Origin of the sequence: Arthrobacter ulcerisalmonis, from assembly GCF_900609065.1 — a bacterium.
Classification (GTDB): domain Bacteria; phylum Actinomycetota; class Actinomycetes; order Actinomycetales; family Micrococcaceae; genus Arthrobacter; species Arthrobacter ulcerisalmonis.
Genome location: NZ_UXAU01000018.1, coordinates 21,992 through 43,591, shown reverse-complemented (window position 1 = coordinate 43,591; position 21,600 = coordinate 21,992). Strand labels below are relative to the sequence as shown.

Sequence of the window (21,600 nt, the reverse complement as noted above, 5' to 3'; positions counted from 1 at the left end):
GGATCGCAGCGCAGTGAGTGCACCAAGCAGGGACAGGCCGGCTTTCGCATGAGTGCGAACGTGCAGGCGCCATCGCGTTCCCTGGGGTCGTGGAGTATCGGCGTTGCCGGGCTTCTGGGACTTGCCGCCATCATTGGTGGCCTCTACGTCTCCCGGGAGGTCCTGGTTGGCGTGGCTGTTTTGGTTGCAGTTGCCGTCGGAATTGGCTGGCCGCACTTCCTCCAGATTCCCGCGAAAAAGACGCTCGCCGCCGTCATCGGCTTATCCGGAGCGGGTGCCGCGATTGCCGCAGCCTTTACCCCTGCGCCAGGGTACTTGGACTGGACGCCAGCCTTCATCGCGGTAGGCATCATGGCGATCTTCCTGGTGCAACTGATCCGCGGCACCGGCCAGGCTCAGCGCTTGGAGTCCACGCTGGGGTGCTGCGTTGGCGTGCTGCTGTCCTGCCTGGGCGCCGGCTGGATTGCCGGGGCGCGGTTCAATGGGGTCAAGGAGATGCTGGTGGTAGCTGCCATCAGTGCCGCCGTGGCGCTCCTGGCAGGACTAATCCGTTGGCCGGACCGGATCGTGGCGCCGCTCGGGGTGGTGCTGGCTGGGTTGGCTGGGCCGCTGGCTGGTCTGGTCCTTTCGGACATCGCCGTTCTACCGGCAGCGCTTTTCGGCGTGGTGGTGGGCGCGGTGCTGGCCAGTTTCCGGCGTCTGACCACGTTGCGTGGCGCGCCGTTGAACGTGGCCGCGGCCCTGGCAATGGGTCTTGCGCCAGTTTCGGCTGTGGGATCCTTGGCCTACTTCATAGACAAACTGCTCATCTTCTGACGCGTTAGGATAATGCCATGTCCATTCTTGCCTTTGAAATTTTCTTCCTTGTCCTGCTCGGCGTTGCCAGCATCGCCATGGCCTGGTTCGCCGGTTTCGTGGTCTACCGCCTTTTCAAAGGCCAGAAGTAGTCCGTCTTTAGCCGTCTCGCGAGGTTGCAGCTGTGCCCATTGAAATTCCCACTGACCTGACTCCCGAACTCGTTCCCCTTTCTTGGCTCATTGGTGAGTGGGAAGGCAGCGGCCGGCTCGGCAGCGGCGATGAGGATTCTGAGCATTTCTTCCAGCGGGTCTCGTTCGTGCACAACGGACTCCCGTACCTTCAGTACCGCGCGGAAAGCTGGTTGACGGCCGACGACGGCACGCACCTTCGGCCGCTCACCGTCGAGACCGGTTTCTGGGCGCTGGAGCGCAAACAGCTCGACGCCGACGGTGGCCCTGGCCTGATCCCTGCGGACATTGTGCCGGCGCTCAAGAGCGCCGACGAGGTCGAAGCGCTCCGCAATGCCGACGGCGGTTTCGACATCTCGGTGTCGATCGCGCATCCTGGCGGAATTGCCGAGTTGTACTACGGCCAGATCAAGGGCCCGCAGATCCAGCTCACCACTGACATGGTGATGCGCGGCAGCCACTCCAAGGACTACAGCGCCGCCACTCGGATCTTCGGCTTGGTGGACGGCAACCTCCTCTGGCGTTGGGATGTCTCCACCGGCGGCGAGGCCGGTAAGGGCCTCGAGCCGCACGCTTCAGCATTCCTGAAGAAGGTCTCCTAAACCTCCGGGTTGACTGCTCACCGCTGAGGCCGGACCTGTTCGGGGCTGGACGTATTACAGACTCATGCTGAGGACTGTGCGGACCGAGCCGTTGGGCCCTTGATCGTCGGCGACCCGATGCATTCCGAGTTTCTCGGCCACTCGCTCGGAAGCCCTGTTGTCCGGATGGATGATGGCCACCAGGTCACGTGCCTCCAGCGTCTCTCTGGCAAAGTCGCGACACGCCATTGCTGCTTCTGTCGCGAAGCCTTGGCCTTGCAGGCTGGAGCGCACGTGGTAGCCAACCTCAAGCTTCAGCTCGCCGTTGACCTGTTGCCAGGTGAGGCCGCAGTCGCCGACGAAGGTGCCTGCCTGTGTCTCAACGATCCAAAGGCCGTAGCCGTGGTTGGAGTAATTTTTCAGGTTCCACTGAATCCAGCGTGCGGTCTCCTCCCGTGATTTGGGGGTTGGGTAGAAACGCATCACCTCGGCGTCGCCAAGCAGTTCCGCCATCTGGTCGACGTCGGCAGGGCGCATCTCGCGAAACTTTAGCCGTTCTGTTGGTTCAGGAGTAGGCATCCGCACACTTTACTTCGAGTGCTGGAGCGGGCCGAGCGGCAGGGGAGGGTGCGGCGTTTGCAAGCACGCCCACATGGTTCTCGCCGTGGAAGACTGAGGGCCATGACTCTTGACGATGAGCTGGACCTGATCTTCGCCGCCAGAGACCGAGACAACATGGAACCCACCGTAAATGCTCTTCTTCACTTGCGGGCTTCCCACTCCGAGAACGCTCGAGTCCTCTACGAGTTGGGTGGTGCCTACGACACCGCTGGCCGAGAAACTGAGGCCCGAGGGCTCTATGAGGAAGCACTCACCGCTGGGTTGGAGGGTGACCTACTCCGTCGCTGCTAAGTTCAATACGGCTCAACGCTGCGGAACCTGGGCGAATATGAGAAGTCCCAGGAGGTCTTCGCGAAAGGGCGCAGAGCATTTCCAGCGTCCCCCGCACTCTGCGCTTTCGAAGCGATCACCTTGCATGCAGCAGGCAAATCAGATGCGGCTGTGGCATTGCTGCTCGAGACGGTGGCGGACTTCGTCGGCACTCCAGACATTGACAGGTACAAGCCAGCCCTCAGAGGTAACGCAGCCTACATCCGATCAGCGGGAGCAGCAGATGCCAGCTGAATTTTCGCTCCGCCCCGCGGTGCCCACTGACGCCGCCTGGATCGCTGAACTGCGCGCCGTCGTCATGCGGCCGGATTTGGAACGGCTTGGTCGATGGGATCCGCTCCGGGTCAGGGAACGGTTCCTGAACGCGTTCCAACCGGAGCACACGTTCGTGATCGTGGTGGGTGGACAAGAGGCGGGCGTGATCGCTGTCCGCCCGGATGCGGATGCGCTGTGGATTGAGCACTTCTATCTGGCTCCTGCTTTCCAACGCCAAGGGCTCGGCGCCAGCGTCCTGCAGCAGGTCATGAATGACACGCGGGACCACCGCCCCTTCCGGCTGAACGTGCTCCAAGGCAGCGCGGCACGAACCCTCTACGAGCGCCATGGCTTTGTGCTGGAGACGCAGGATCCGGTGGACATCTTCATGGTCGCCGCCTGAGCCCTGCCACCGGTCCACCAGCATCCATGGGACGGTTAGATGTCACACATCTGGAATACCGTCGAGCCTCAAGGACTTCTACTTCATATGACTGAACCGAGCCCCCTGCTGTCGCGCCCCGGCGCCGTCGAATCGGCCGGCCTCGACGCTGGCGTTGCCGCCCACTACGGCGAGCCGCTGCGGGAGCAGCGGGCGCTCGCGGCCGGGACCGCCGTCGTCGACCTTTCCCACCGAGGTGTGGTGACCGTTTCCGGTCCGGACCGGCTGAGCTGGCTGAACACCCTCTCCTCCCAGCAACTCACCTCCTTGGCCCCGGGGGAGTCCACGGAACTGCTCCTCCTCAGCGTGCAGGGCAGGATCGAATTCGACGCCCGTGTCATTGACGACGGCGCCACCACCTGGCTGATCGTCGAGGCTGCGGAGGCTGCACCGTTGGCTGAGTTCCTCGCCAGGATGCGCTTCATGCTCCGGGTTGAGGTGGCGGACGTATCCGCCGACTGGGCGGTGCTGGGCAGCGTCGCAGCCGTCCCCGAATGGAAAGACTCAGTGGTGTGGCAGGACCCGTGGCCCAATGTCAGCGCGGGCGGCTACTCCTATACAGCGGTTCCGGCCGAAGACCACCCCGGCCTGGAGCGGCCCTGGTTCGAATACCTCATCCCCGCCGCGGAACTCGACGCCACAGTGGGCGAGCGCCGCCTGGCAGGCGTTCTCGCGGCCGAAGCGCTGCGGGTGGCTGCCTGGCGGCCCCGAATCGGCGCCGAAACAGACCACAAGACCATCCCGCACGAACTGGACCTGCTGCGTACAGCCGTCCACCTGTCCAAAGGGTGCTACAAGGGCCAGGAAACCGTTGCCCGGGTGCACAACCTGGGTCACCCGCCCCGGCGGCTCGTCTTCCTCCAGCTCGATGGCTCCCAGCACACCCTCCCCGCAGCAGGCAGTCCCGTCATGCTGGGCGAACGGCAAGTGGGTGCTGTGACCTCCGTGGCACAACATTTCGAGATGGGGCCGGTGGCCCTGGCAGTCATAAAACGTTCGGTGGCACCGGATGAAATACTGACTGTCCTGGATGGCGACGAACCATACCCGGCCGTCCAGGAAGCCATCGTTGCCCCCGACGCCGGCCAGGTAGTGGGGCGCCAGAGCGGATTTCTGAAGGGACCACGTCCATGAGTGAGACAGCCGGCCAGCAGCCAGCACCAACCGGAGCCCCGGACCAGGATGCAGTAGACCTGGCGCACACGCTCTTTGAGGCAGCACGCGAAGGAAACACCGAACTGCTGCGCGCCTATCTGGCTGCCGGAGCGCCCGCCACGATGACCAACGCAGCTGGGGACTCGTTACTGATGCTGGCGGCGTACCATGGGCATGTGGACACCGTCCGGCTCATCCTTGAGCACGGCGCATCCGCCGATGCAGCGAACGACCGTGGCCAGACACCTCTCGCCGGAGCTGCATTCAAGGGCTACATCGACGTGGCCCGCGCACTGCTTGATGCAGGCGCAGACCCTGACGCCGGACAGCCCTCCGCCAGGGACGCCGCACAGATGTTCGCCCGCCAGGAGATCTTGGACCTCCTGGCCTAGGCTGGCCCGGAACCTCCGGGCGGGCCACCAACCCCGAAGGATGACTGAGTGGAAATCGTAGCCAAACCGTGGGCGGCCTTGTGGTCGCTGGTGATCGGGTTCTTCATGATCCTGATCGACACCACGATCGTTTCCGTGGCGAACCCGCGGATCATGGAAGGCCTGAACGCCGATATCAACGCGGTGATTTGGGTGACCAGCGCCTACCTGTTGGCCTACGCAGTTCCGCTGCTGATCACGGGCCGGCTGGGGGACAGGTTTGGTCCCAAACGCCTCTACCTGTCCGGGCTGGTCGTCTTCACGCTGGCCTCGCTATGGTGTGGACTGTCCGGCAACGTTGAGATGCTCATCGCTGCCCGGATCCTGCAAGGACTCGGCGCCGCACTGATGACACCGCAGACCATGGCTGTCATCACCCGGATCTTCCCGCCGGACCGCCGCGGTTCCGCGATGGCCGTGTGGGGTGCCACCGCTGGCGTCGCCACCCTGGTTGGCCCCATCCTGGGCGGCGTCCTGGTGGACAGCCTCGGCTGGGAGTGGATCTTCTTCATCAATGTCCCGGTCGGCATCATTGGCTTCATCCTCGCCGTCCGCAATGTGCCCACACTAAGCACCCACCCGCACCGGTTCGACATCCCCGGAGTCCTGCTCAGCGCCGTGGGCCTCTTCCTGCTCGTCTTCGGCATCCAGGAAGGTGAGACCTACAACTGGGGCACCATCACCGGACCCATCAGTGTCTGGGGCCTGATCATCACCGGCATTGTGGTGCTAGTGGCGTTTGTTGTGTGGCAGCGCCTGAACAAGGGCGAGCCGCTCCTTCCCCTCGGCCTGTTCCGGGACCGCAACTTCTCCCTGGCGAACATCGGCATCACTACGGTTGGCTTCACCGTGACCGCCTTTGGCCTGCCGCTCATCTTCTACTTCCAGCTGGTCCGTGGCCTCACGCCCACCCAGTCAGCACTGATGATGGTGCCCATGGCGCTCATTTCCGGCGGGCTGGCACCGGTGGTCGGCAAACTCGTTGATCGCGTGAACCCCAAATACATCACCTTCACCGGGCTCACCCTGATGGCCGTCTCCCTGGTCTGGAACTCAGCACTCATGCAGCCGGACACCCCCATCCTGCTGTTCCTGCTGCCCAGCGCCGTCCTGGGGTTGGCGAACGCGGGAATCTGGGCCCCGCTCAGCACCACCGCCACCAGGAACCTGCCCCTACGGCAGGCAGGCGCAGGCTCGGGCGTCTACAACACCACCCGGCAGATCGGCGCCGTCTTGGGCAGCGCGGCCATTGCAGTGCTGATCCAGTCTCGGCTCGCGGCCGAGTTGCCCAGCAACGGTTCTGGCGAAGCGGCAGGCGGTGGCATGGCCATGTCCGGCACGCTACCGGAAGCCCTGCAGGCAGGATTCTCGACGGCGATGGCCCAGTCCATCCTGCTGCCCGCCGCCGTCATCCTGGTGGGCGCAGCGGTGGCGCTGTTCTTTGCCAAGCCGCAGCCGATTCCGGCTTGGGGTGCCGCGACGGCTGAACCAGCGTCAGCCAAGGTGGACGCTGGTCTGGATTCCGCCAGCTGATAATCCCAGCTGGCGGGCCAGCGCCAGCGCGCCAGTGTTACTCACGTCGGTGCGCCATTGCAGCGTCAGTCCGGATGCCAAGGCCTCATGCGCTGCAATGGACGCAACGAGTGAGCCCAGCCCGCGGCGCCGCCACTCTGGATCCACCAGGACACCGAGGTGGGCCAGGAGGCCCTGCCACTCTGAGTAGGCGCCGCAGGCAAGGGGCAACCGCTGGTCCTCTTCCTCATGGACAATCGTGAAACGATGTTCCAAGTCGGCGAGGCTTACCTCATTCACGTCATCCGGAGGGCATCTGCTTTCCAGCTCAATGGCTTCCGGGTTACCGTGCGAAACAGTCATTTCTTCGGCTGGCTGCTGCAGCGGAAGGTCGTCGGCGAAGAACAGTGCAGCGGCTCCCAGCCCGTGACCGCCGTGCTCCCGAGTCAAGGTCAAGAGCGTCAAGTGCTGGGCCAGGTCCGTATCCGGCACGTCTGCTGCGGCATCGATAAGCCATTGCGGACCTACCAGGGCGGAACTGCCGAATAGCCGGACAAACTGCACGGTCCGGGCCGAATCGTCGGCCCGGACCACTCGTTCGCCCACGGTCAGGGCAGGCTCGAAAGCGTCGTCGGCAAGTCCCAGCCGGCGAGCCCAGGCAAGCTGGATGATGGCGGCGGAACCGGCGTCGAGAGTCATGCCTCCAGCCTAGGGCCCTGCTGTCGTTCTAGCCGAAGAGGACGGCGGCTTCCTCGTAGCGGTGCTGCGGAACGGTCTTGAGCTGGCCCAGGGCTTCTTCGAAGCGGACATGCTCAATGTCGGTGCCCTTGAGCGCCACCATGGTGCCCCAATGGCCGTCCACCACGGAGTCGATGGCGGCCATGCCCAGGCGGGTGGCCAGCACGCGGTCGAAGGCGGTGGGGACGCCGCCGCGCTGGATGTGTCCCAGGATCGTGGCGCGGGTTTCCACACCTGTCCGGGCTTCAAGCTCGGGCGCGAGCTGGTCTGCGATGCCGCCGAGGCGGGGCCTGCCGAAGGTATCCAGGCCGCGTTCGGAGTGCGGGGATTCCATGTGGTCCGGCACGAAGCCCTCTGCGACCACAACGAGCGGCGCGCGGCCACGTTCGTGGGCGTCCTTGACCCATTCGGCGATCTGCTCGATGCTGGTTTTCTGTTCGGGGATGAGGATGGCGTGGGCGCCGGCGGCCATCCCGGCGTGCAGGGCGATCCAGCCGACGTGCCGGCCCATGACCTCGGCGATCATGCAGCGGTGGTGGGATTCGCCGGTGGTGCGCAGCCGGTCGATGGCTTCGGTGGCGATCTGCACGGCGGTATCGAAGCCGAAGGTGTAGTCAGTGGCGTCGAGGTCGTTGTCCACTGTCTTGGGGACGCCGACGATCTTCAGGCCGGCGTCGGTCAGCCGCTTGGCTGCAGCGAGGGTGCCTTCGCCGCCGATCGCGATGATCGCATCGATTCCCAGCCGGTCCATGTGGGCCTTGATGACCTCGGGTCCGCCGCCGTTTTCGAACGGGTTGGTCCGGGAGGTGCCCAGGATGGTGCCGCCCTGCTTGGCGATGCCGCGGACCATGGTGCGGGGGATGTCGATGATGTCGCCTTCAACGACGCCGCGCCAGCCGTCGAGGAACCCGACGAACTCGTGGCCGTGGATGGCGATTCCTTTGAGGACGGCGCCGCGGATGACCGCGTTGAGGCCGGGGCAGTCGCCGCCGCTGGTGAGGATTCCAATTTTCATGTTTCGCTCAAATCCTGGAGAGATGGTGTACAGGCAGAGCGCCACGCTGAGCTCACCTAGATTGTACTGGGCGGTGTGGGGCGGGACACAAACCCGTTACAGAACGCCGCGTTCCAGGGCGATGACCACGGCCCGGGTGCGATCATCGACGTCCAGCTTGGTGAACACCCGCAGAAGGTGAGTTTTGACGGTGGCCTCGGCGATGTGCAGGGCCGCAGCTATCTCCGGGTTGCTGAGGCCCTGGGAGACGCAGCGGAGGACCTGGACTTCCCGGGCCGTCAACTGTGGCAGTTCGGGGGCACGGAGGCGCGATACCAACCGGGCAGCCACCGGAGGGGCGAGCACCGTTTCGCCCCTGGCCGCCGCAAACACCGCGTCGATGATGACCTGCCCCAGCGAGTCCTTCAGGAGATACCCCACCGCCCCGGACTCCACGGCACGCACAATGTCGGCGTCGCCGTCGTACGTGGTCAGGATCAGTACCTTGGTCAGCGGATGGTTGGCGCGGATCTGTTCGGTGGCGCCAGCGCCATCCAGGACGGGCATCCGTAGGTCCATCAGCACCACGTCTGGGGCGTGCTCGGCTACGGCTGTTAACGCCTGCTGACCGTCGGCTGCCTCGGCCAGCACCTCGATGCCGGCCACCGTTCCCAGCAGGGCCGCCAGGCCGCCGCGCACCACGGGGTGGTCATCGGCCAGGACCACCCGAACCATTGCTTGGTCAGTCATGCGGGGTGCTCCTTCGTGGCTGGTTTCGGGGTGCCGGGCGCGCCAGGTGCGTCCCCGGCGGGGACCGGTACGACGGCGGTCAGCCGCGTTCCTGCGCCGGTGGACGCCACGTCCAGCCAACCGCCGATCTCGGCCAGCCGGGCGGCCATCGACCGGAGGCCGAACCCGGGGGATGCTGCAGCTGGATCGAACCCCGTGCCGTTGTCCTCGATGCTGAGCCGCAGTTCGCCGCTGGCTGCCAGCCGAAGCTTCACGGTTGCCGAGGTCGCAGACGCATGCCGGCGGACGTTGTTGAGCGCCTCTTGCGCGGTCCGCAGTAGGGCCACTTGGTGGATGGAACTGAGCTGCGGGAGGGTTTCCGGGATTTGGACTGCTACGCGGATTCCCGCGAGGTGCATGCTGGTGGGGAGACGTTGGAGGGCCGCGAGAAGATCGCCGCCGCGCACGTCCGTGGGGACGCCGGATGCCACCAGGGACCGTGCTTCGGCCAGGCTCTCCCTGGCCGTGCTGGAGATGGTTTCGAGGGTTCGGCGCAGTTCGGGCGGACCGTCGCGGCGCAACTGTGCCTGCCCAGCCTCGGACAGCATGGCAATGGAGGTGAAGCCTTGGGCCAGGGTGTCGTGGATTTCGCGGGCCATCCGTTCACGTTCGGCCAGTGCGCCGCGGGCCTGCTCTGCCGCGTTCAGGTCTGCCCGGGTGGCCTCCAGTTCGGCCAGGAGCTGTGCCCGCTGTTCGCTTTGTTCGATCACCCGCGAAATCCACAGCCCGATCATGCAGCTGGCTACGAAGGACGTCACCAGTTGGGCGGTGATCCCGTAGACGTCGGGTGTCGCGAAGCCCCAGCGGCTCACCTGACCGGCGGCGACCCCCGCGCAAAGCACAGCCGTTGCCACAATGCCCTGCTTCTGGGACGCCGTGAACATCCAGACCTGCGGGAAGGCGATGAATAGGAGGGCTCCAGAGGAGTTGTTCACGAACGCCAGGAACACCACCACCAGGACCAGCACCACCACGTACAGGCTGGAGCGGCCGGTCCGCAGGTCGGAGACCCTGGTCAGGAACGGGTAGACAGCAGCAAGCACTCCCATGGACACCAACACGATGGCGGTTTCTGCTGTGACCGGCTGCCCAAACAGCGTCAGGTAGGCCACGCTCACCAAGGCGGCATAGAAGCCAAGGTGCCACCACACCATCGACGTGGTCCACACCGAGCGGGCCGGCAGCAACCTTGCGGAGCGGCCGCCGTCGTTCGCCACCGTCACCGCTGCGGTGGCCACTTGAACGCGAACCGGGCCAGCACGGCCCCGATCACCAGCCAGGCCAGCAGAACCACGACGGCGAGTCCCAGGTTGTAGCTGCCGCCCGGCTCTGCTGCGGCGAACTGCTCAGGCAGCAGCACCGAACGGAACGCGCTCGCCGTCCAGCGCAGGGGGAAGAAGTTGGTGATGGACTGCAGCCAGATGGGGAGCTGGGAGAACGGGAAGTACACCCCTGAGGTGAAGGAGAGCAGCAGGACCGGGAAGACGGCCAGTGTTGCTGCGCTCTGCGGGGATTTCGGCACCGCCGTGAAGGCAATGGCCACCGTGGCCCAGGCCGCCGTGGATAACACCATGACCCCGGCCAGCAAGGCCCATTGGTCAAGGTCTGTGGGTAGCGGCACGTCGAAGAGGAAGCGGGCAGCCAGCAGGAGCAGGACGGTCTGGGTGATGATCAGATACAGCGTCTGGCCGGTCTTCCCCAGGAAATAGGACATCGCGGGCAGCGGGGTCCCTGCCAGGCGCTTCACGGTGCCATTGAATCGCTCGGTAGCCACGTAGCTGCTGAGGTTCTGGAAGCCGCTCAAGACTGTGCTGAGCGCCAGCATGCCTGGTAGGTAGTAGTGCGCCGGGGTGATGCCGCCATTGCCGGCGGGGTCGGCGCCAAACGTGGGCTCCGAGCCAAAGACGGTGCCAAACAGCGAGAGCATCAGGATAGGGAAGAAGAGGACCAGGAGCAGAGAAAGCACATCCCGGTTAAATAATTTGATCTCCAGCGCCGCCCGGTGCAGGCCCAACCGGAGGGCAGACGGCTTCCATGTCGGGGCGAGGACTTCGGTGTTCATGACTGCGCTCCTACTGCCGCCGGCTCGGGCCGGGCAGCTTCGATGAGTTGCAGGTAGACGTCCTCCAGGCTGGGGCGGACCACCGCCAGTTCCAGCGGTTCCTGCCGGCCGCCGTCGGAAATTTCATGAACCACAGCGGCCGGGCTGGTGGTGACCACCTCGTGCTGGCCGGCATGATCCCGCCAGGTGACCTTGGGGACGCGGAGTTCGGGGCCACCGATCTCATCGGGCTTGCCCTCGCCGATCAGGCGGCCGTGGTTGATGACACCGATCCGATCGGCCAATTGCTCCGCCTCGTCCAGGTAATGGGTTGTCAGGACGATCGTGGTACCTGCAGCCCCCAGTGAGCGGATGAGTTCCCAGAATTGCCGCCGCGCCGCCGGGTCGAATCCGGTGGTGGGTTCGTCGAGGAAAAGGACCTCGGGATTGCCGATGATTCCCAGGGCCACGTCAAGGCGTCGACGCTGGCCGCCGGAGAGCGTAGCGATCCGGACACTTTCCTTGCCCTCCAGTCCCACGGCGGCGACCACCTCAGCGACTGGCCGTGGGGAAGGGAAGCACTTGGCCAGCGAGCCTAGCGCCTCGGAGACCCGGAGTTCGCCCGCATCGGTGGCTTCCTGCAGGACGATCCCGATCCTTGCCCGGAAGGCCGGCGCCGCCTTCCATGGCGAGGAGCCCAGGACCCTGACTTCGCCGCGGTCGGGGTGCCGGTGGCCCTCAAGGATCTCGATGGTGGTGGATTTGCCGGCGCCGTTGGGGCCCAGAAGGGCATACGTTTCACCGGCGGCGATGCTCAGGTTGAGCCCTGCCACCGCCGCGAGGGTGGCCCCGGAGGGGAGTTTGTAGGTTTTGTGCACATCCCGAATGGTGATGGCGTCGGCTGCCGTGCCTGGTGAGGCTGTGGTTCGCATGGTCCCAGCCTGTCACCGAAGCCCGCCCGCCACCACCATGAACCGGTTGAACTTCCCGTCAACCGGTCGATGGACCCCCGCCCGGTGGCGAAGGTCCATCGAGGGAGGTGCGGTGGACCTAGCGGTTGGTGGACCGGCGATCCAGGAACCCCTGCAGGGCGATCGTGTTGCGCTGGTCCGGGATGACGGCCCACAGAACCAGGTAGAGGACAAACGCCGGTCCCGGGAGGAGACAGAAGACCAGGTAACCGATCCGGACATATGCCACATCAACGTTCAATCGTGCCGCGATACCACCCAGCACGCCGCCCAACCACCGCTGTGGGCCGCGTCGAAGTCCGGTGCCCCTGACAATGCTGAAGAATTTTTCCATGGTTCAAGACTTTCGTGTTGTGGGGGTATTGTCACGTTTCCGTGCCGACAGAATTCCGCCGATCACCAGGGCAGCCCCCGCACCAATTAGCAGGCCAAGCAAAACGTACGTGCCATTCAGCTGGATCACGCCGAGTTGCGCCACCACCGTCAGGGCGGCGAGGGCCAGGACAATCAGGCCCCAGACAACGGTGACCACCCGTGCTGGTGCGGATCCGGGACTGACCTGGGCGGCCGGCGTCGTACTTCCTGCTGCTGGAATCTTGCCGCTCATGGCTAGTTCCTCTCCTTGATGGTGATGTTGCTGAAGGTCCCGTCAATGGTGACCACAATCCGGCTGCCGGGCTGGTCGGCGTTGTAAATTTGGTTGCCGTCGCGGTTTTCGTTGATATTGCCCATGGTCATGTCCGCGTTGATCTGGACCGGGACGTTGTCCGGAATCACCACCGTCACGTTCGCTGCGGTGATGTCCAGTGGAATCACGACGTCGGTGCGCAGCGGGGCGTTGGCGGCCAGGCTTGTCAGGTCGATCGTTCCCCGGCCAGCGGTCACGTCGAATCCGTTGCGGGCGTCTTGGAGGGTCGCCGGACTCCAGGCGACGTCTTGGAACCGGACGCGATCGCCGTGGCCCACGAGGTTGAAGAAGCCGCCGATGACCAGGGCCACCACGGCGAAGAAGCTCAGGATCCCCGCGGTCCGGCCACGGAGGCCAGCGATCAGGATGCCCAGCCCCAGGACTGCTGCGGCACTGGCCCAGGCAATGGCGTTGACCGAATCACCCAGATTGATCACGTGGGTGGCGTCCAGGGCTTTCAGGCTGCCGCCCACGAGCAGGGCCGCCCCCGACGCGATGGCTACTGCCGGAGCGCCCGGTCCAGCCGGCCGGGGCTTATGCGGCCGCGGTGGTTGCGGAGTGCGCCCGTGGCCGCCGATTCCACCGCCGGGTGTTCCTGCGCCGCCCGACCCTCCGCCATACTGCGGTGCGTAGCCGGGAGCCGTGTAGGACGCGGTGCCCGCGTTGTAAGCCTTGGTGTCATAGGCGGAGGCTGCATAGGTGGGCCCGGATGCTGGTGGGCCGTAGGCGGGGAAGGCTCCCTGCGACGGGTAGCCGGGTGCGGTGCCTGACAACGTGCTGGTGGGGTAGCCAGGGGACTGCGCAGTGGTCTGGTTCGACGGCGTGCCCAGCCCTGCGGTTGCCCGCTGATTCCGATTGCGTTGGGCCAGGTAGTACACCAGGTAAATGGCGCCACCCATCCAGAAGATCGTCCACAGGAAGCCGCCCAAGCCATGGCCGCCCCACCCCCAGAAACCACCGCCCAAACCGGTCAGGCCCAGGATGCTGGCGATCAACGCGCCGGTCATGCCAGTGCTCCACCGGCCGGCGCCTGCTTCCTGTGCGTGGATCCTGCCGTCGGGCTCAGGGAGCAGGGCCCAGGCGAGGCCGTAGGCCAGGACGCCGATGCCGGCCAGCAGTGTGAGGACGATGAACACGCCTCGGATGATCAGGGGATCGACGCCCAGCCGGTGGGCGATACCGGCGCAGACGCCGCCTATCCACCGATCGTCGCCACGGTAGATGCCATGGCCGCGGACCCAGCCGAAGAAGTCCGATGAACCCGCTGCAGGAACGCTGCCTGGCGCAGGAGTGAACGGTTGGTCCATGGTTGGAGCTGTGGAGGAAGGGAGCGGTTCCGTGGGCTGGGAACCACCTGCAGCCTCTGAGCCGTCAGAGGGGCTGCTGTCGGGGCGTTGTGGGTCGTCTGGGGTGGGGTTCTGCGAGTTCATACTTCGATCCTGCCGTGGCCAGGGGCCACCCTCTACCGGGGGATACCCTGAACGGCCCCTGAGATACCCCCGGTTGGGAGCTGAACCCGGTCCGGGGAACCCTGATCCGTGTTTGGATTGAGGCATGACAACCGTTCCGGTGAGGCCGCCCTTGGCCCGCAGCAGCGAGCGAATGATCGCCGGCGTCTGCGCAGGGCTTGCCATCCACCTGGGGTGGCCAGTGAAGCTGATCCGGATCGGTATGGCACTGTCCACCCTCGCGGGCGGTGCAGGCTTCGCCTTCTACGCCTGGCTGTGGATCACGGTCCCCACCGCGGACGAGGCAGCGCGCCGCAATGCCAGGCGGCCGGCGTCGAGCATTGCGCCCGCCGTCAGCCAGCCACCCCCGGGTGCTGCGTTCCCTCCGTCTGTCGGCACGGTCCCGGCAAGGGGCGGCGCGCCGTCCGCACCGGGTGGGCCGCGTCCGACGGCGGGTGGTGAACCCTCCGCGGCAGGCGGCGGTCCGGCGTCGGCGGGTGGCGTCGCTCCGGGGCAGCAGCCTTGGTTCCAGTTTGGGACGTTCCGCTACGGCAAGGAAATCCTGCTGGGCGCCGGCTTGCTGCTCGTTGCAGGCATCTTGATTGCCCAGCTCGCAGGCGTCGACGTACCCCTGGGCACGCTCATTCCCGCGGCCGCTGTTTTGGGTGGTGCCGCCATCGCCTGGATGCAACTGGATGAGACCCGGCGCGCTGGCCTTTTGGACAAAACGAAAGCCGACCAAGCTGGCGGCTGGGTCCGCCTCGCCGCTGGCCTGGCCCTGGTCGTGGCGGGCGTGCTGGTGATGGTCTCAGGATCCGGATCGTGGGAGCAGACCTGGCTCGCATTGCTGGCTTCGGTTGCCGTCCTGGGCGGGGTGGTGCTGGTCCTCCTGCCCTGGGCGCTCAAATTCTGGCGCGATCTCGAAACCGAACGGGCGGGCCGGATCCGCGAGACGGAGCGGGCCGAAATAGCCGCCCACCTGCACGATTCGGTGCTGCAGACCCTTGCGCTGATCCAACGGCGGGCCGGCAATGAGCACGATGTCCTCCGCCTGGCCAGGGCGCAGGAGCGCGAACTCCGGGCCTGGCTCTTCCAAGACCCCAGCCGCGGATCCGGTCAGCTCTCCGAACGGATCAAAGCGGCAGCCGGCGAGGTCGAGGATGTGCTGGGCAACGCCGTCGAGGTCGTCAGCGTCGGTGATACGGCCATGACCGAAGCCTGCGAGGCCCTGGTCCAGGCGGCCAGGGAAGCCATGCTGAACGCGTCCCGGCACGGCGGCGGAGCAGTCTCCGTCTACCTCGAAGTCGCGGGCCGCCAGGTGGAGATCTTCGTCAAGGACAGGGGACCCGGCTTCGCGCTCGCGGACGTTCCCGAAGACCGGCTGGGAGTCCGCGAATCAATCATTGGCCGGATGCGGCGGCATGGCGGCACAGCGTCCATCGCCAGCTCCGCGGACGGCACCGAAGTGCGGCTCACGCTGCCGCTGCCCGATCAGGAATCCCCGGAAGGAACCCCATGAACGCACCCCAGGATGCTGGCGCACCAGCCAGATCCGTCCGCGTGGTCATTGTGGACGACCACACCATCTTCCGGTCCGGCCTGAAGGCTGACCTGGACCCCAGCATCACCGTGGTGGGAGAGGCCGCCACCGTGGAACAGGCCATCGCGGTGATCGCCCAAGCCCAACCCGACGTGGTGCTGCTGGACGTGCACCTGCCGGGCGGGCTGGGCGGTGGTGGACGCGAAGTCATCGCCGGTTCAGCGCCGATCCTTGCCACCACCAAATTCTTGGCGCTCAGTGTTTCCGACGCCGCCGAAGACGTCGTGGCAGTCATCCGGGCCGGCGCACGCGGCTACATCACCAAGACCATTTCTGGGGCCGAGATCACCGATGCCGTGTACCGCGTGGCCGGCGGTGACGCCGTCTTTTCGCCTCGACTTGCCGGGTTCGTCCTCGACGCCTTCGGCACCGCCCCTGCCGACATTGCCGACGACGAACTGGACAAACTCTCTGCCCGCGAGCTCGAAGTCATGCGCCTCATCGCCCGCGGCTACAGCTACAAGGAAGTGGCCAAGGAACTCTTCATCAGCATCAAAACCGTCGAAACCCACGTCTCCGCGGTGCTGCGGAAGCTCCAGCTCTCCAGCCGGCACGAACTGACGCGGTGGGCGGCGGAACGGCGCCTCCTCTAGCAACCCTCCCGGAGCTCTAACGCCCGAACCGGTAACCCTCCCGGAGCTCTAACGCCCGAACCGGTAACCCTCCCGGGGTTGTTACGCCGATAACGCAAACGCTCCGCCGCTTCAGTTGAAGCGGCGGAGCGTTTGGTGAGATTTCGACGCCGGTTCTCCGGGAGGGTTAGTCGGTTCGCCGTAGGTTCTCCGGGAGGGTTCCGGCTACTGCGCCTTGCCGAGGAAGTCCTGCAGCCGGCCAACGCCGGTGGCCAGGTCCTCGTCGCCCAAGGCGTAGGAGAGCCGCAGGTAGCCGGACGGGCCAAAGGCTTCGCCGGGAACCACAGCAACTTCCACCTCGTCCAGGATCAGCGCAGCCAACTCGGCGGATGTCTGCGGCGTGGCGGTGCCCGCGGCCGTGGGGAACGACTTACCCAGCAACCCGCGGACGTCCGCGTAGACGTAGAAGGCGCCCTTCGGCGTCGGGCATTCCACCCCGTCGATAGCGTTGAGGCCGGCGACGATGGCCTGCCGGCGGCGGTCGAACGCCACCTTCATCTCGTCGACGGCGGTCAGGGGCCCGGAAACGGCGGCGAGGGCAGCAATCTGCATGATGTTGGAGACGTTGGACGTGGCGTGCGACTGCAGGTTGGTTGCTGCCTTGATTACGTCGGCCGGGCCGATCATCCAGCCCACACGCCAGCCGGTCATGGCGTACGTTTTGGCCACGCCGTTGAGGATGACCACCTTGTCGCCGAGTTCCGGTGCGGCCGTCGCGATCGAGGTGAAGGGAACGCCGTCGTACGTCAGGTGCTCGTAGATTTCGTCGGTGACCACCCACAGCCCCTTCGCGGCGGCCCACTTGCCGATCTCCGCGACCTTGTCAGCCGGGTAGACCGAGCCGGTGGGGTTCGAAGGCGATACGAACAGGAGGACCTTGGTGCGGTCGGTGACGGCTGCCTCAAGCTGCTCCACGGTAACCAGGTAGTCCTGTTCCGGACCGGCGAAAACCTCTACCGGAACGCCACCCGCCAGGCGGATCGCTTCCGGGTAGGTGGTCCAGAACGGGGTGGGGATGATGACCTCGTCGCCCGGATCCACCAGGGTGGCGAAGGTGTTGTAGACGGCCTGCTTGCCGCCGTTGGTCACCAGTACCTGGGAAGGCTCGACGGCGTAACCGGAGTCCCGCAACGTCTTGGCGGCGATGGCCTGCTTGAGTTCGGGCAGCCCGCCTGCGGGGGAGTAGCGGTGGTACTTGGGCTGGCTGGCGGCCTCGATGGCTGCCTGCACAATGTAATCCGGGGTGGGGAAGTCCGGTTCGCCCGCACCAAACCCAATAACCGGCCGGCCAGCAGCTTTGAGCGCCTTGGCTTTGGCGTCAACGGCGAGGGTGGCGGATTCGGCAATCGCGGATATGCGCTTGGAAACGCGGGCGGAAGACATGGCAGGTCCGTTCTTCGCAGGCAGCCAACAGGCTGGAATGGGGGATTCGTCGTTTCTACCTTATGCTGTTCACCGGACCCAACGGGTTGCCTGAATTGATTTATGACCGCCTCACGGCAGTGAAAGTCAGCACAGTCAACACGGGGCTGGAAAATGGGCTGGTTCGACGTACGCAAAGTTGTTGCGTAGACTGGTTCACCGGTGTTGAAACACGGATGATGACGTGCGCCCAGCGAAAGTTGGCAACGTATCGCCGGGTTCTGCTCCATAGGGTAGTGGCGCAATTGGTAGCGCAGCGGTCTCCAAAACCGCAGGTTGCAGGTTCGAGTCCTGTCTGCCCTGCGCAAGCTGTCCCGGGTGAAAGCCTGGGGCAAGCGCAGCAACCATGGTTCTGATCAGGGCCGGGTAATCCACCATTGCAAAGATGAGCGAGGACCAGGTGACCGAAACAGCTGCCAGCAGCTCCAAGGGACGCCCGGCTAAGAAAAAAGCTGCCAAGGCAAGCATCTTCGCCCGTATTGCACTCTTCGTCCGCCAGATCATCGGCGAGCTGAAGAAGGTTGTGGCACCCACCCGCAAGGAACTGATCAACTACACGCTCGTGGTGTTGGTGTTCGTGGCCATCATGATGGTCATCGTCAGCCTGCTGGACATCGGTTTTGGAACCGCTGTCGGCTGGGTCTTCGGCGGTACCGGCTCCACGGACAGCTAAGGCTGAACGCTCCGCAGGCTGACTGTTCTTCCGGGAAATCGGGAGAAAACATCGGCGTGCGGAATTGAGCCGTTTAAATAGGCATGTTAGGCAATGAGGAAGCAGGAGACCAAGTGTCTGAGCAGGAGCTCGAGGTAACCGAGACTGAGAACGCAGAGTCCACGGACGTCACGGCAGTAGCCGGGGACGAGTCTGAGGTTGAGTTCTCCGCGCCCGAATCCGCTGACGCCAGCTCTGACGACGCCGTTTCCGAGGATGACTCGGACGACGCCGCTGCGGACGCTGACTTTGACGCGGCCGACGACGACTCCGAGGCAGGTGCCGACGACGAGGCTGCTGCGGCGCCCGTCGTAGAGGTCGACCCGGCCGACGAATTCAAGGCCAAGCTGCGCCGCCAGGAAGGTGACTGGTACGTCATCCACTCCTACGCCGGCTACGAAAACCGCGTCAAGGCAAACCTTGAGACCCGTATCCAGACCCTGGACATGGAAGATTACATCTTCGAGATCCAGGTGCCCATGGAGGAAGTCGTTGAGATCAAGAACGCTCAGCGCAAGGTCATCAACCGGGTCCGCATCCCCGGCTACGTACTGGTCCGGATGGACCTGACCGACGCCTCCTGGGGCGCCGTTCGCCACACTCCCGGCGTGACGGGCTTCGTTGGCAACGCGCACAACCCGGTTCCGCTGCGTCTCGACGAGGTCTTCTCCATGTTGGCCCCCGTCTTCGAAGAAGAGCAGGCCGAAAAGGGAAAGCCGGTCAACAAGCAGCACCAGACTCCGGTGGACATCGACTTCGAAGTTGGCGAGTCCGTCATCGTCAAGGAGGGCCCCTTCGAGACCCTTCCCGCCACGATCTCCGAGATCAAGGTCGAATCCCAGACCCTGGTGGTTCTGGTCTCCATCTTCGAGCGCGAAACGCCTGTCACCCTGGCGTTCAACCAGGTCACCAAGATCTGATTTTCCAAAGAATTCGTTCCTGACCTGCCGGCTTAGCAGGGCGGGAACGGCCGGCCGCCTCGCCATGGCGGCCACAAACCTAAGGCACGCTCCTGTGCCATAGGAAGATATTGAGAGAAGGACCCTACATTGGCTCCCAAGAAGAAGGTCACCGGCCTCATCAAGCTGCAGATCCAGGCAGGCGCCGCCAACCCGGCACCGCCTATCGGTCCTGCGCTTGGCCAGCACGGTGTCAACATCATGGAATTCTGCAAGGCGTACAACGCTGCAACGGAAGCCCAGCGCGGCAACGTCATCCCGGTAGAAATCACTGTCTACGAGGACCGTTCCTTTACGTTCATCACCAAGACCCCGCCGGCCGCTGAGCTCATCAAAAAGGCTGCAGGCGTCGCCAAGGGTTCACCCACCCCGCACACCGTCAAGGTTGCCAAGCTGACTCAGGCTCAGGTCAACGAGATCGCCACCACCAAGATGGAAGATCTCAACGCCACCAGCCTCGAAGGCGCAGCGAAGATCATCGCCGGCACCGCCCGCTCCATGGGCATCACCGTCGAAGGCTAGTTCGCATCTGCTGCCCACCGTTGGGCAATTGACGACGACGGGCGGCGCCGCCGGGAAACCGGCACCACTGAAACATTGAAATGTCGGTCAATCCGTCACCGAGGAATCGGGACGGCGCCGACTGTGGCAGGACCCAGCGCGGTCCGCAGACCACAACTGCACAAGGAGAAATAGCAGCATGGCAAAGCGCAGCAAAGCATATGAGGCAGCAGCCGCCAAGATCGATGCGGAGAAGTTCTACGCACCGTTCGAGGCCGTAACCCTCGCCAAGGACACCAACCCGTCCAAGTTTGACGCCACCGTTGAGGTCGCATTCCGCCTCGGCGTGGACCCCCGCAAGGCTGACCAGATGGTCCGCGGCACGGTCAACCTGCCCCACGGCACCGGTAAGACTGCCCGCGTTCTGGTCTTCGCCACGGGCGACAAGGCAGAGGCAGCTATCGCTGCCGGCGCCGACTTCGTTGGCTCCGACGACCTGATCGAAAAGATCGCCGCCGGCTGGACCGACTTCGACGCAGCCGTGGCCACCCCCGACCTCATGGGCAAGGTTGGCCGCCTCGGTAAGGTACTGGGTCCCCGTAACCTGATGCCGAACCCGAAGACCGGCACCGTGACCCCCGACGTCACCAAGGCTGTCAACGACATCAAGGGTGGCAAGATCGACTTCCGCGTCGACAAGCACTCCAACCTGCACTTCATCATCGGCAAGGTCTCCTTCGATGCCTTGAAGCTCGCCGAGAACTACGCCGCTGCCCTGGAAGAGGTGCTTCGTTTGAAGCCTTCCGCTTCCAAGGGTCGCTACATCCAGAAGGCAACTGTTGCCACCACGTTCGGCCCCGGCATCTCCGTGGACCCCAACGTCACCAAGGTACTCACCGAGGCATAAGTCCTCTGGATACGGGTGGCATCATCCGGACAACGAAAACCGCCTGGCACGTGTGCCGGGCGGTTTTTCGTTAACCCGCCGAGACTGTGGGCCTAAGCTGGGTTCATGGTCCACCAGGACGCCCCGCACACCCCGGCCAGCAGCGCTGCCGCTGGCGTGCAGATTACTGCCGTGCGCATCCCGGAGCCGGGCCGCGAAACCGGAACTGCCGCCGTCGGACGCGACTTCGCGTTGTGCCGGGAACTGGTGGAGGCACAGCACCTGGAGCTATGGGGAAATCTGAGCCGGTGCCTGGCCTGGGCTGAATCAGCCGAGTTCTGGCGGGGAACAGAGTACGAGGAACGCCAACTTTTTATAGCACGCCTGGGTCATAACGTGCTGGGCATGTGCGCTGTGGAGCTGCCACTGCGGGACAACACCACCACTGCCGGACTGGACGTGCTGGTGGCGCCGGCCTTTCGTCGGCGCGGATTCGGGGCGCAGTTGCTCAAACACGTTGAAGCCATCGCCCGCGATCGGGGGCGCACTTCCCTGGGCGGCCATTTTGAAGGGCCGCTTGAGGACCTAAGCCCGGAGGGTGACACTGTGGCGGCCAAGTCCGGCAGTGGTGGGTTGCCTCTGGCTGACCCGGCGGTGGCGTTTGCGCTGGCCTCAGGGTATGACCTTGAGCAGGTGGAGCGCAGTAGCGAACTCGTGTTGCCCGTGCCGCCGGAGCTGCTGAGTAGCAGGGAGGCCGATGCCCGCGCCAGGAGCACCGACTATGAGGTCATCTGCTGGGACGACGTCTGCCCGGACGAGCTCGCCATCAAATTTTCCGCCCTCAAGTCGCAGATGAGCGTTGACGTGCCCACTGCCGGCATGGATTGGGGGCGGGAAGACTGAGAC

25 protein-coding genes, 1 tRNA gene and 1 pseudogene are annotated in these 21,600 nt (G+C 64.9%); 16 read left to right on the top strand and 11 right to left on the bottom strand.

What is annotated here, in order from left to right:
- The first annotated feature begins 48 nt into the window (after positions 1–48).
- Both PSET11_RS05395 and PSET11_RS05390 read left to right on the top strand, forming a co-directional pair.
- Positions 49–816 carry a permease gene (locus tag PSET11_RS05395; protein WP_124091084.1) on the top strand — a complete coding sequence of 256 codons (768 nt, stop codon included), beginning with the start codon at positions 49–51 and terminating at the stop codon, positions 814–816.
- A 163-nt stretch (positions 817–979) separates the two neighbouring features.
- Positions 980–1,588: a nitrobindin family protein gene (locus PSET11_RS05390; protein ID WP_124091083.1), complete on the top strand. Its 609-nt coding sequence runs from the start codon at positions 980–982 to the stop codon at positions 1,586–1,588.
- A gap of 54 nt (positions 1,589–1,642) precedes the next feature.
- On the opposite strand, the gene PSET11_RS05385 is transcribed toward PSET11_RS05390, so the two are convergent.
- Entirely contained in the window at positions 1,643–2,146 is a 504-nt protein-coding gene (locus tag PSET11_RS05385) for a GNAT family N-acetyltransferase (RefSeq protein WP_124091082.1), read from the bottom strand.
- 102 nt (positions 2,147–2,248) lie between these two features.
- On the opposite strand from PSET11_RS05385, the gene PSET11_RS17080 reads away from it, so the two are divergent.
- From PSET11_RS17080 to PSET11_RS05360, 6 genes and pseudogenes are all read left to right on the top strand, one after another.
- On the top strand, positions 2,249–2,479 hold the full coding sequence (locus tag PSET11_RS17080) for a tetratricopeptide repeat protein (RefSeq protein WP_345788816.1): 231 nt from the start codon (positions 2,249–2,251) through the stop codon (positions 2,477–2,479).
- A gap of 12 nt (positions 2,480–2,491) precedes the next feature.
- Positions 2,492–2,752 (top strand): annotated as a pseudogene (locus PSET11_RS17075) (tetratricopeptide repeat protein); the annotation flags it as partial.
- On the top strand, positions 2,742–3,176 hold the full coding sequence (locus PSET11_RS05375) for a GNAT family N-acetyltransferase (RefSeq protein WP_124091081.1): 435 nt from the start codon (positions 2,742–2,744) through the stop codon (positions 3,174–3,176). The pseudogene PSET11_RS17075 and the gene PSET11_RS05375, both read left to right, overlap by 11 nt.
- 87 nt (positions 3,177–3,263) lie before the next feature.
- A complete protein-coding gene (ygfZ, locus tag PSET11_RS05370) occupies positions 3,264–4,349 on the top strand; it encodes a CAF17-like 4Fe-4S cluster assembly/insertion protein YgfZ (protein ID WP_203415910.1) in 1,086 nt (361 codons plus the stop codon).
- A complete protein-coding gene (locus PSET11_RS05365; protein ID WP_124091080.1) occupies positions 4,346–4,762 on the top strand; it encodes an ankyrin repeat domain-containing protein in 417 nt (138 codons plus the stop codon). Before ygfZ ends, PSET11_RS05365 begins: the two co-directional genes overlap by 4 nt.
- Before the next feature lie 48 nt (positions 4,763–4,810).
- Positions 4,811–6,334: a DHA2 family efflux MFS transporter permease subunit gene (locus tag PSET11_RS05360; protein ID WP_124091079.1), complete on the top strand. Its 1,524-nt coding sequence runs from the start codon at positions 4,811–4,813 to the stop codon at positions 6,332–6,334.
- Here PSET11_RS05360 and PSET11_RS05355 read toward each other — a convergent pair.
- The 9 genes from PSET11_RS05355 to PSET11_RS05315 all read right to left on the bottom strand — a co-directional run bounded on the left by PSET11_RS05355 (position 6,296) and on the right by PSET11_RS05315 (position 13,964).
- Entirely contained in the window at positions 6,296–7,012 is a 717-nt protein-coding gene (locus PSET11_RS05355; RefSeq protein WP_124091078.1) for a GNAT family N-acetyltransferase, read from the bottom strand. The two genes, PSET11_RS05360 and PSET11_RS05355, sit on opposite strands and share 39 nt — an antisense overlap.
- Before the next feature lie 28 nt (positions 7,013–7,040).
- Complete coding sequence (locus PSET11_RS05350; RefSeq protein WP_124091077.1) at positions 7,041–8,066, bottom strand: ATP-dependent 6-phosphofructokinase; 1,026 nt, start codon at positions 8,064–8,066, stop codon at positions 7,041–7,043.
- Between the two features lie 96 nt (positions 8,067–8,162).
- Positions 8,163–8,795: a response regulator gene (locus tag PSET11_RS05345; protein WP_124091076.1), complete on the bottom strand. Its 633-nt coding sequence runs from the start codon at positions 8,793–8,795 to the stop codon at positions 8,163–8,165.
- Positions 8,792–10,072 (bottom strand): sensor histidine kinase, encoded by a 1,281-nt coding sequence (locus PSET11_RS05340; protein WP_124091075.1) that lies wholly within the window; start codon positions 10,070–10,072, stop codon positions 8,792–8,794. Before PSET11_RS05340 ends, PSET11_RS05345 begins: the two co-directional genes overlap by 4 nt.
- On the bottom strand, positions 10,054–10,896 hold the full coding sequence (locus PSET11_RS05335) for an ABC transporter permease (protein ID WP_124091074.1): 843 nt from the start codon (positions 10,894–10,896) through the stop codon (positions 10,054–10,056). Before PSET11_RS05335 ends, PSET11_RS05340 begins: the two co-directional genes overlap by 19 nt.
- Positions 10,893–11,807 carry an ABC transporter ATP-binding protein gene (locus PSET11_RS05330; protein ID WP_124091073.1) on the bottom strand — a complete coding sequence of 305 codons (915 nt, stop codon included), beginning with the start codon at positions 11,805–11,807 and terminating at the stop codon, positions 10,893–10,895. Before PSET11_RS05330 ends, PSET11_RS05335 begins: the two co-directional genes overlap by 4 nt.
- A 118-nt stretch (positions 11,808–11,925) precedes the next feature.
- Complete coding sequence (locus tag PSET11_RS05325) at positions 11,926–12,180, bottom strand: PspC domain-containing protein (protein WP_124091072.1); 255 nt, start codon at positions 12,178–12,180, stop codon at positions 11,926–11,928.
- 3 nt (positions 12,181–12,183) lie between these two features.
- Positions 12,184–12,453, bottom strand: coding sequence for a hypothetical protein (locus tag PSET11_RS05320; RefSeq protein WP_238989042.1), 270 nt, complete (start codon positions 12,451–12,453; stop codon positions 12,184–12,186).
- A 2-nt stretch (positions 12,454–12,455) separates the two neighbouring features.
- Positions 12,456–13,964 (bottom strand): PspC domain-containing protein, encoded by a 1,509-nt coding sequence (locus tag PSET11_RS05315; RefSeq protein ID WP_124091071.1) that lies wholly within the window; start codon positions 13,962–13,964, stop codon positions 12,456–12,458.
- Between the two features lie 124 nt (positions 13,965–14,088).
- Between PSET11_RS05315 and PSET11_RS05310 the strand changes: the two genes are divergently transcribed.
- Together PSET11_RS05310 and PSET11_RS05305 are read left to right on the top strand one after the other, a co-directional pair.
- Positions 14,089–15,501 carry an ATP-binding protein gene (locus PSET11_RS05310; RefSeq protein ID WP_124091070.1) on the top strand — a complete coding sequence of 471 codons (1,413 nt, stop codon included), beginning with the start codon at positions 14,089–14,091 and terminating at the stop codon, positions 15,499–15,501.
- On the top strand, positions 15,498–16,175 hold the full coding sequence (locus tag PSET11_RS05305; protein ID WP_124091069.1) for a LuxR C-terminal-related transcriptional regulator: 678 nt from the start codon (positions 15,498–15,500) through the stop codon (positions 16,173–16,175). Before PSET11_RS05310 ends, PSET11_RS05305 begins: the two co-directional genes overlap by 4 nt.
- A 204-nt stretch (positions 16,176–16,379) precedes the next feature.
- Here PSET11_RS05305 and PSET11_RS05300 read toward each other — a convergent pair whose 3' ends face one another.
- Positions 16,380–17,597 carry a pyridoxal phosphate-dependent aminotransferase gene (locus PSET11_RS05300; RefSeq protein ID WP_124091068.1) on the bottom strand — a complete coding sequence of 406 codons (1,218 nt, stop codon included), beginning with the start codon at positions 17,595–17,597 and terminating at the stop codon, positions 16,380–16,382.
- Positions 17,598–17,866: 269 nt separating this feature from the next.
- Between PSET11_RS05300 and PSET11_RS05295 the strand changes: the two genes are divergently transcribed.
- From PSET11_RS05295 to PSET11_RS05270, 6 genes are all read left to right on the top strand, one after another.
- Positions 17,867–17,939: transfer RNA gene (locus PSET11_RS05295), tRNA-Trp, on the top strand.
- A gap of 82 nt (positions 17,940–18,021) precedes the next feature.
- On the top strand, positions 18,022–18,309 hold the full coding sequence (gene secE / locus PSET11_RS05290; protein WP_124091067.1) for a preprotein translocase subunit SecE: 288 nt from the start codon (positions 18,022–18,024) through the stop codon (positions 18,307–18,309).
- A 113-nt stretch (positions 18,310–18,422) separates the two neighbouring features.
- Positions 18,423–19,268, top strand: coding sequence for a transcription termination/antitermination protein NusG (gene nusG, locus PSET11_RS05285; protein ID WP_124091066.1), 846 nt, complete (start codon positions 18,423–18,425; stop codon positions 19,266–19,268).
- Between the two features lie 129 nt (positions 19,269–19,397).
- Positions 19,398–19,829: a 50S ribosomal protein L11 gene (rplK, locus tag PSET11_RS05280; RefSeq protein WP_024365990.1), complete on the top strand. Its 432-nt coding sequence runs from the start codon at positions 19,398–19,400 to the stop codon at positions 19,827–19,829.
- A gap of 178 nt (positions 19,830–20,007) precedes the next feature.
- The gene (rplA, locus tag PSET11_RS05275) at positions 20,008–20,715 is read left to right on the top strand and encodes a 50S ribosomal protein L1 (protein WP_102975123.1); all 708 of its coding nucleotides are present in this window, start codon (positions 20,008–20,010) and stop codon (positions 20,713–20,715) included.
- Positions 20,716–20,820: 105 nt separating this feature from the next.
- The gene (locus PSET11_RS05270) at positions 20,821–21,597 is read left to right on the top strand and encodes a GNAT family N-acetyltransferase (RefSeq protein ID WP_238989041.1); all 777 of its coding nucleotides are present in this window, start codon (positions 20,821–20,823) and stop codon (positions 21,595–21,597) included.
- Positions 21,598–21,600 lie beyond the last annotated feature (3 nt).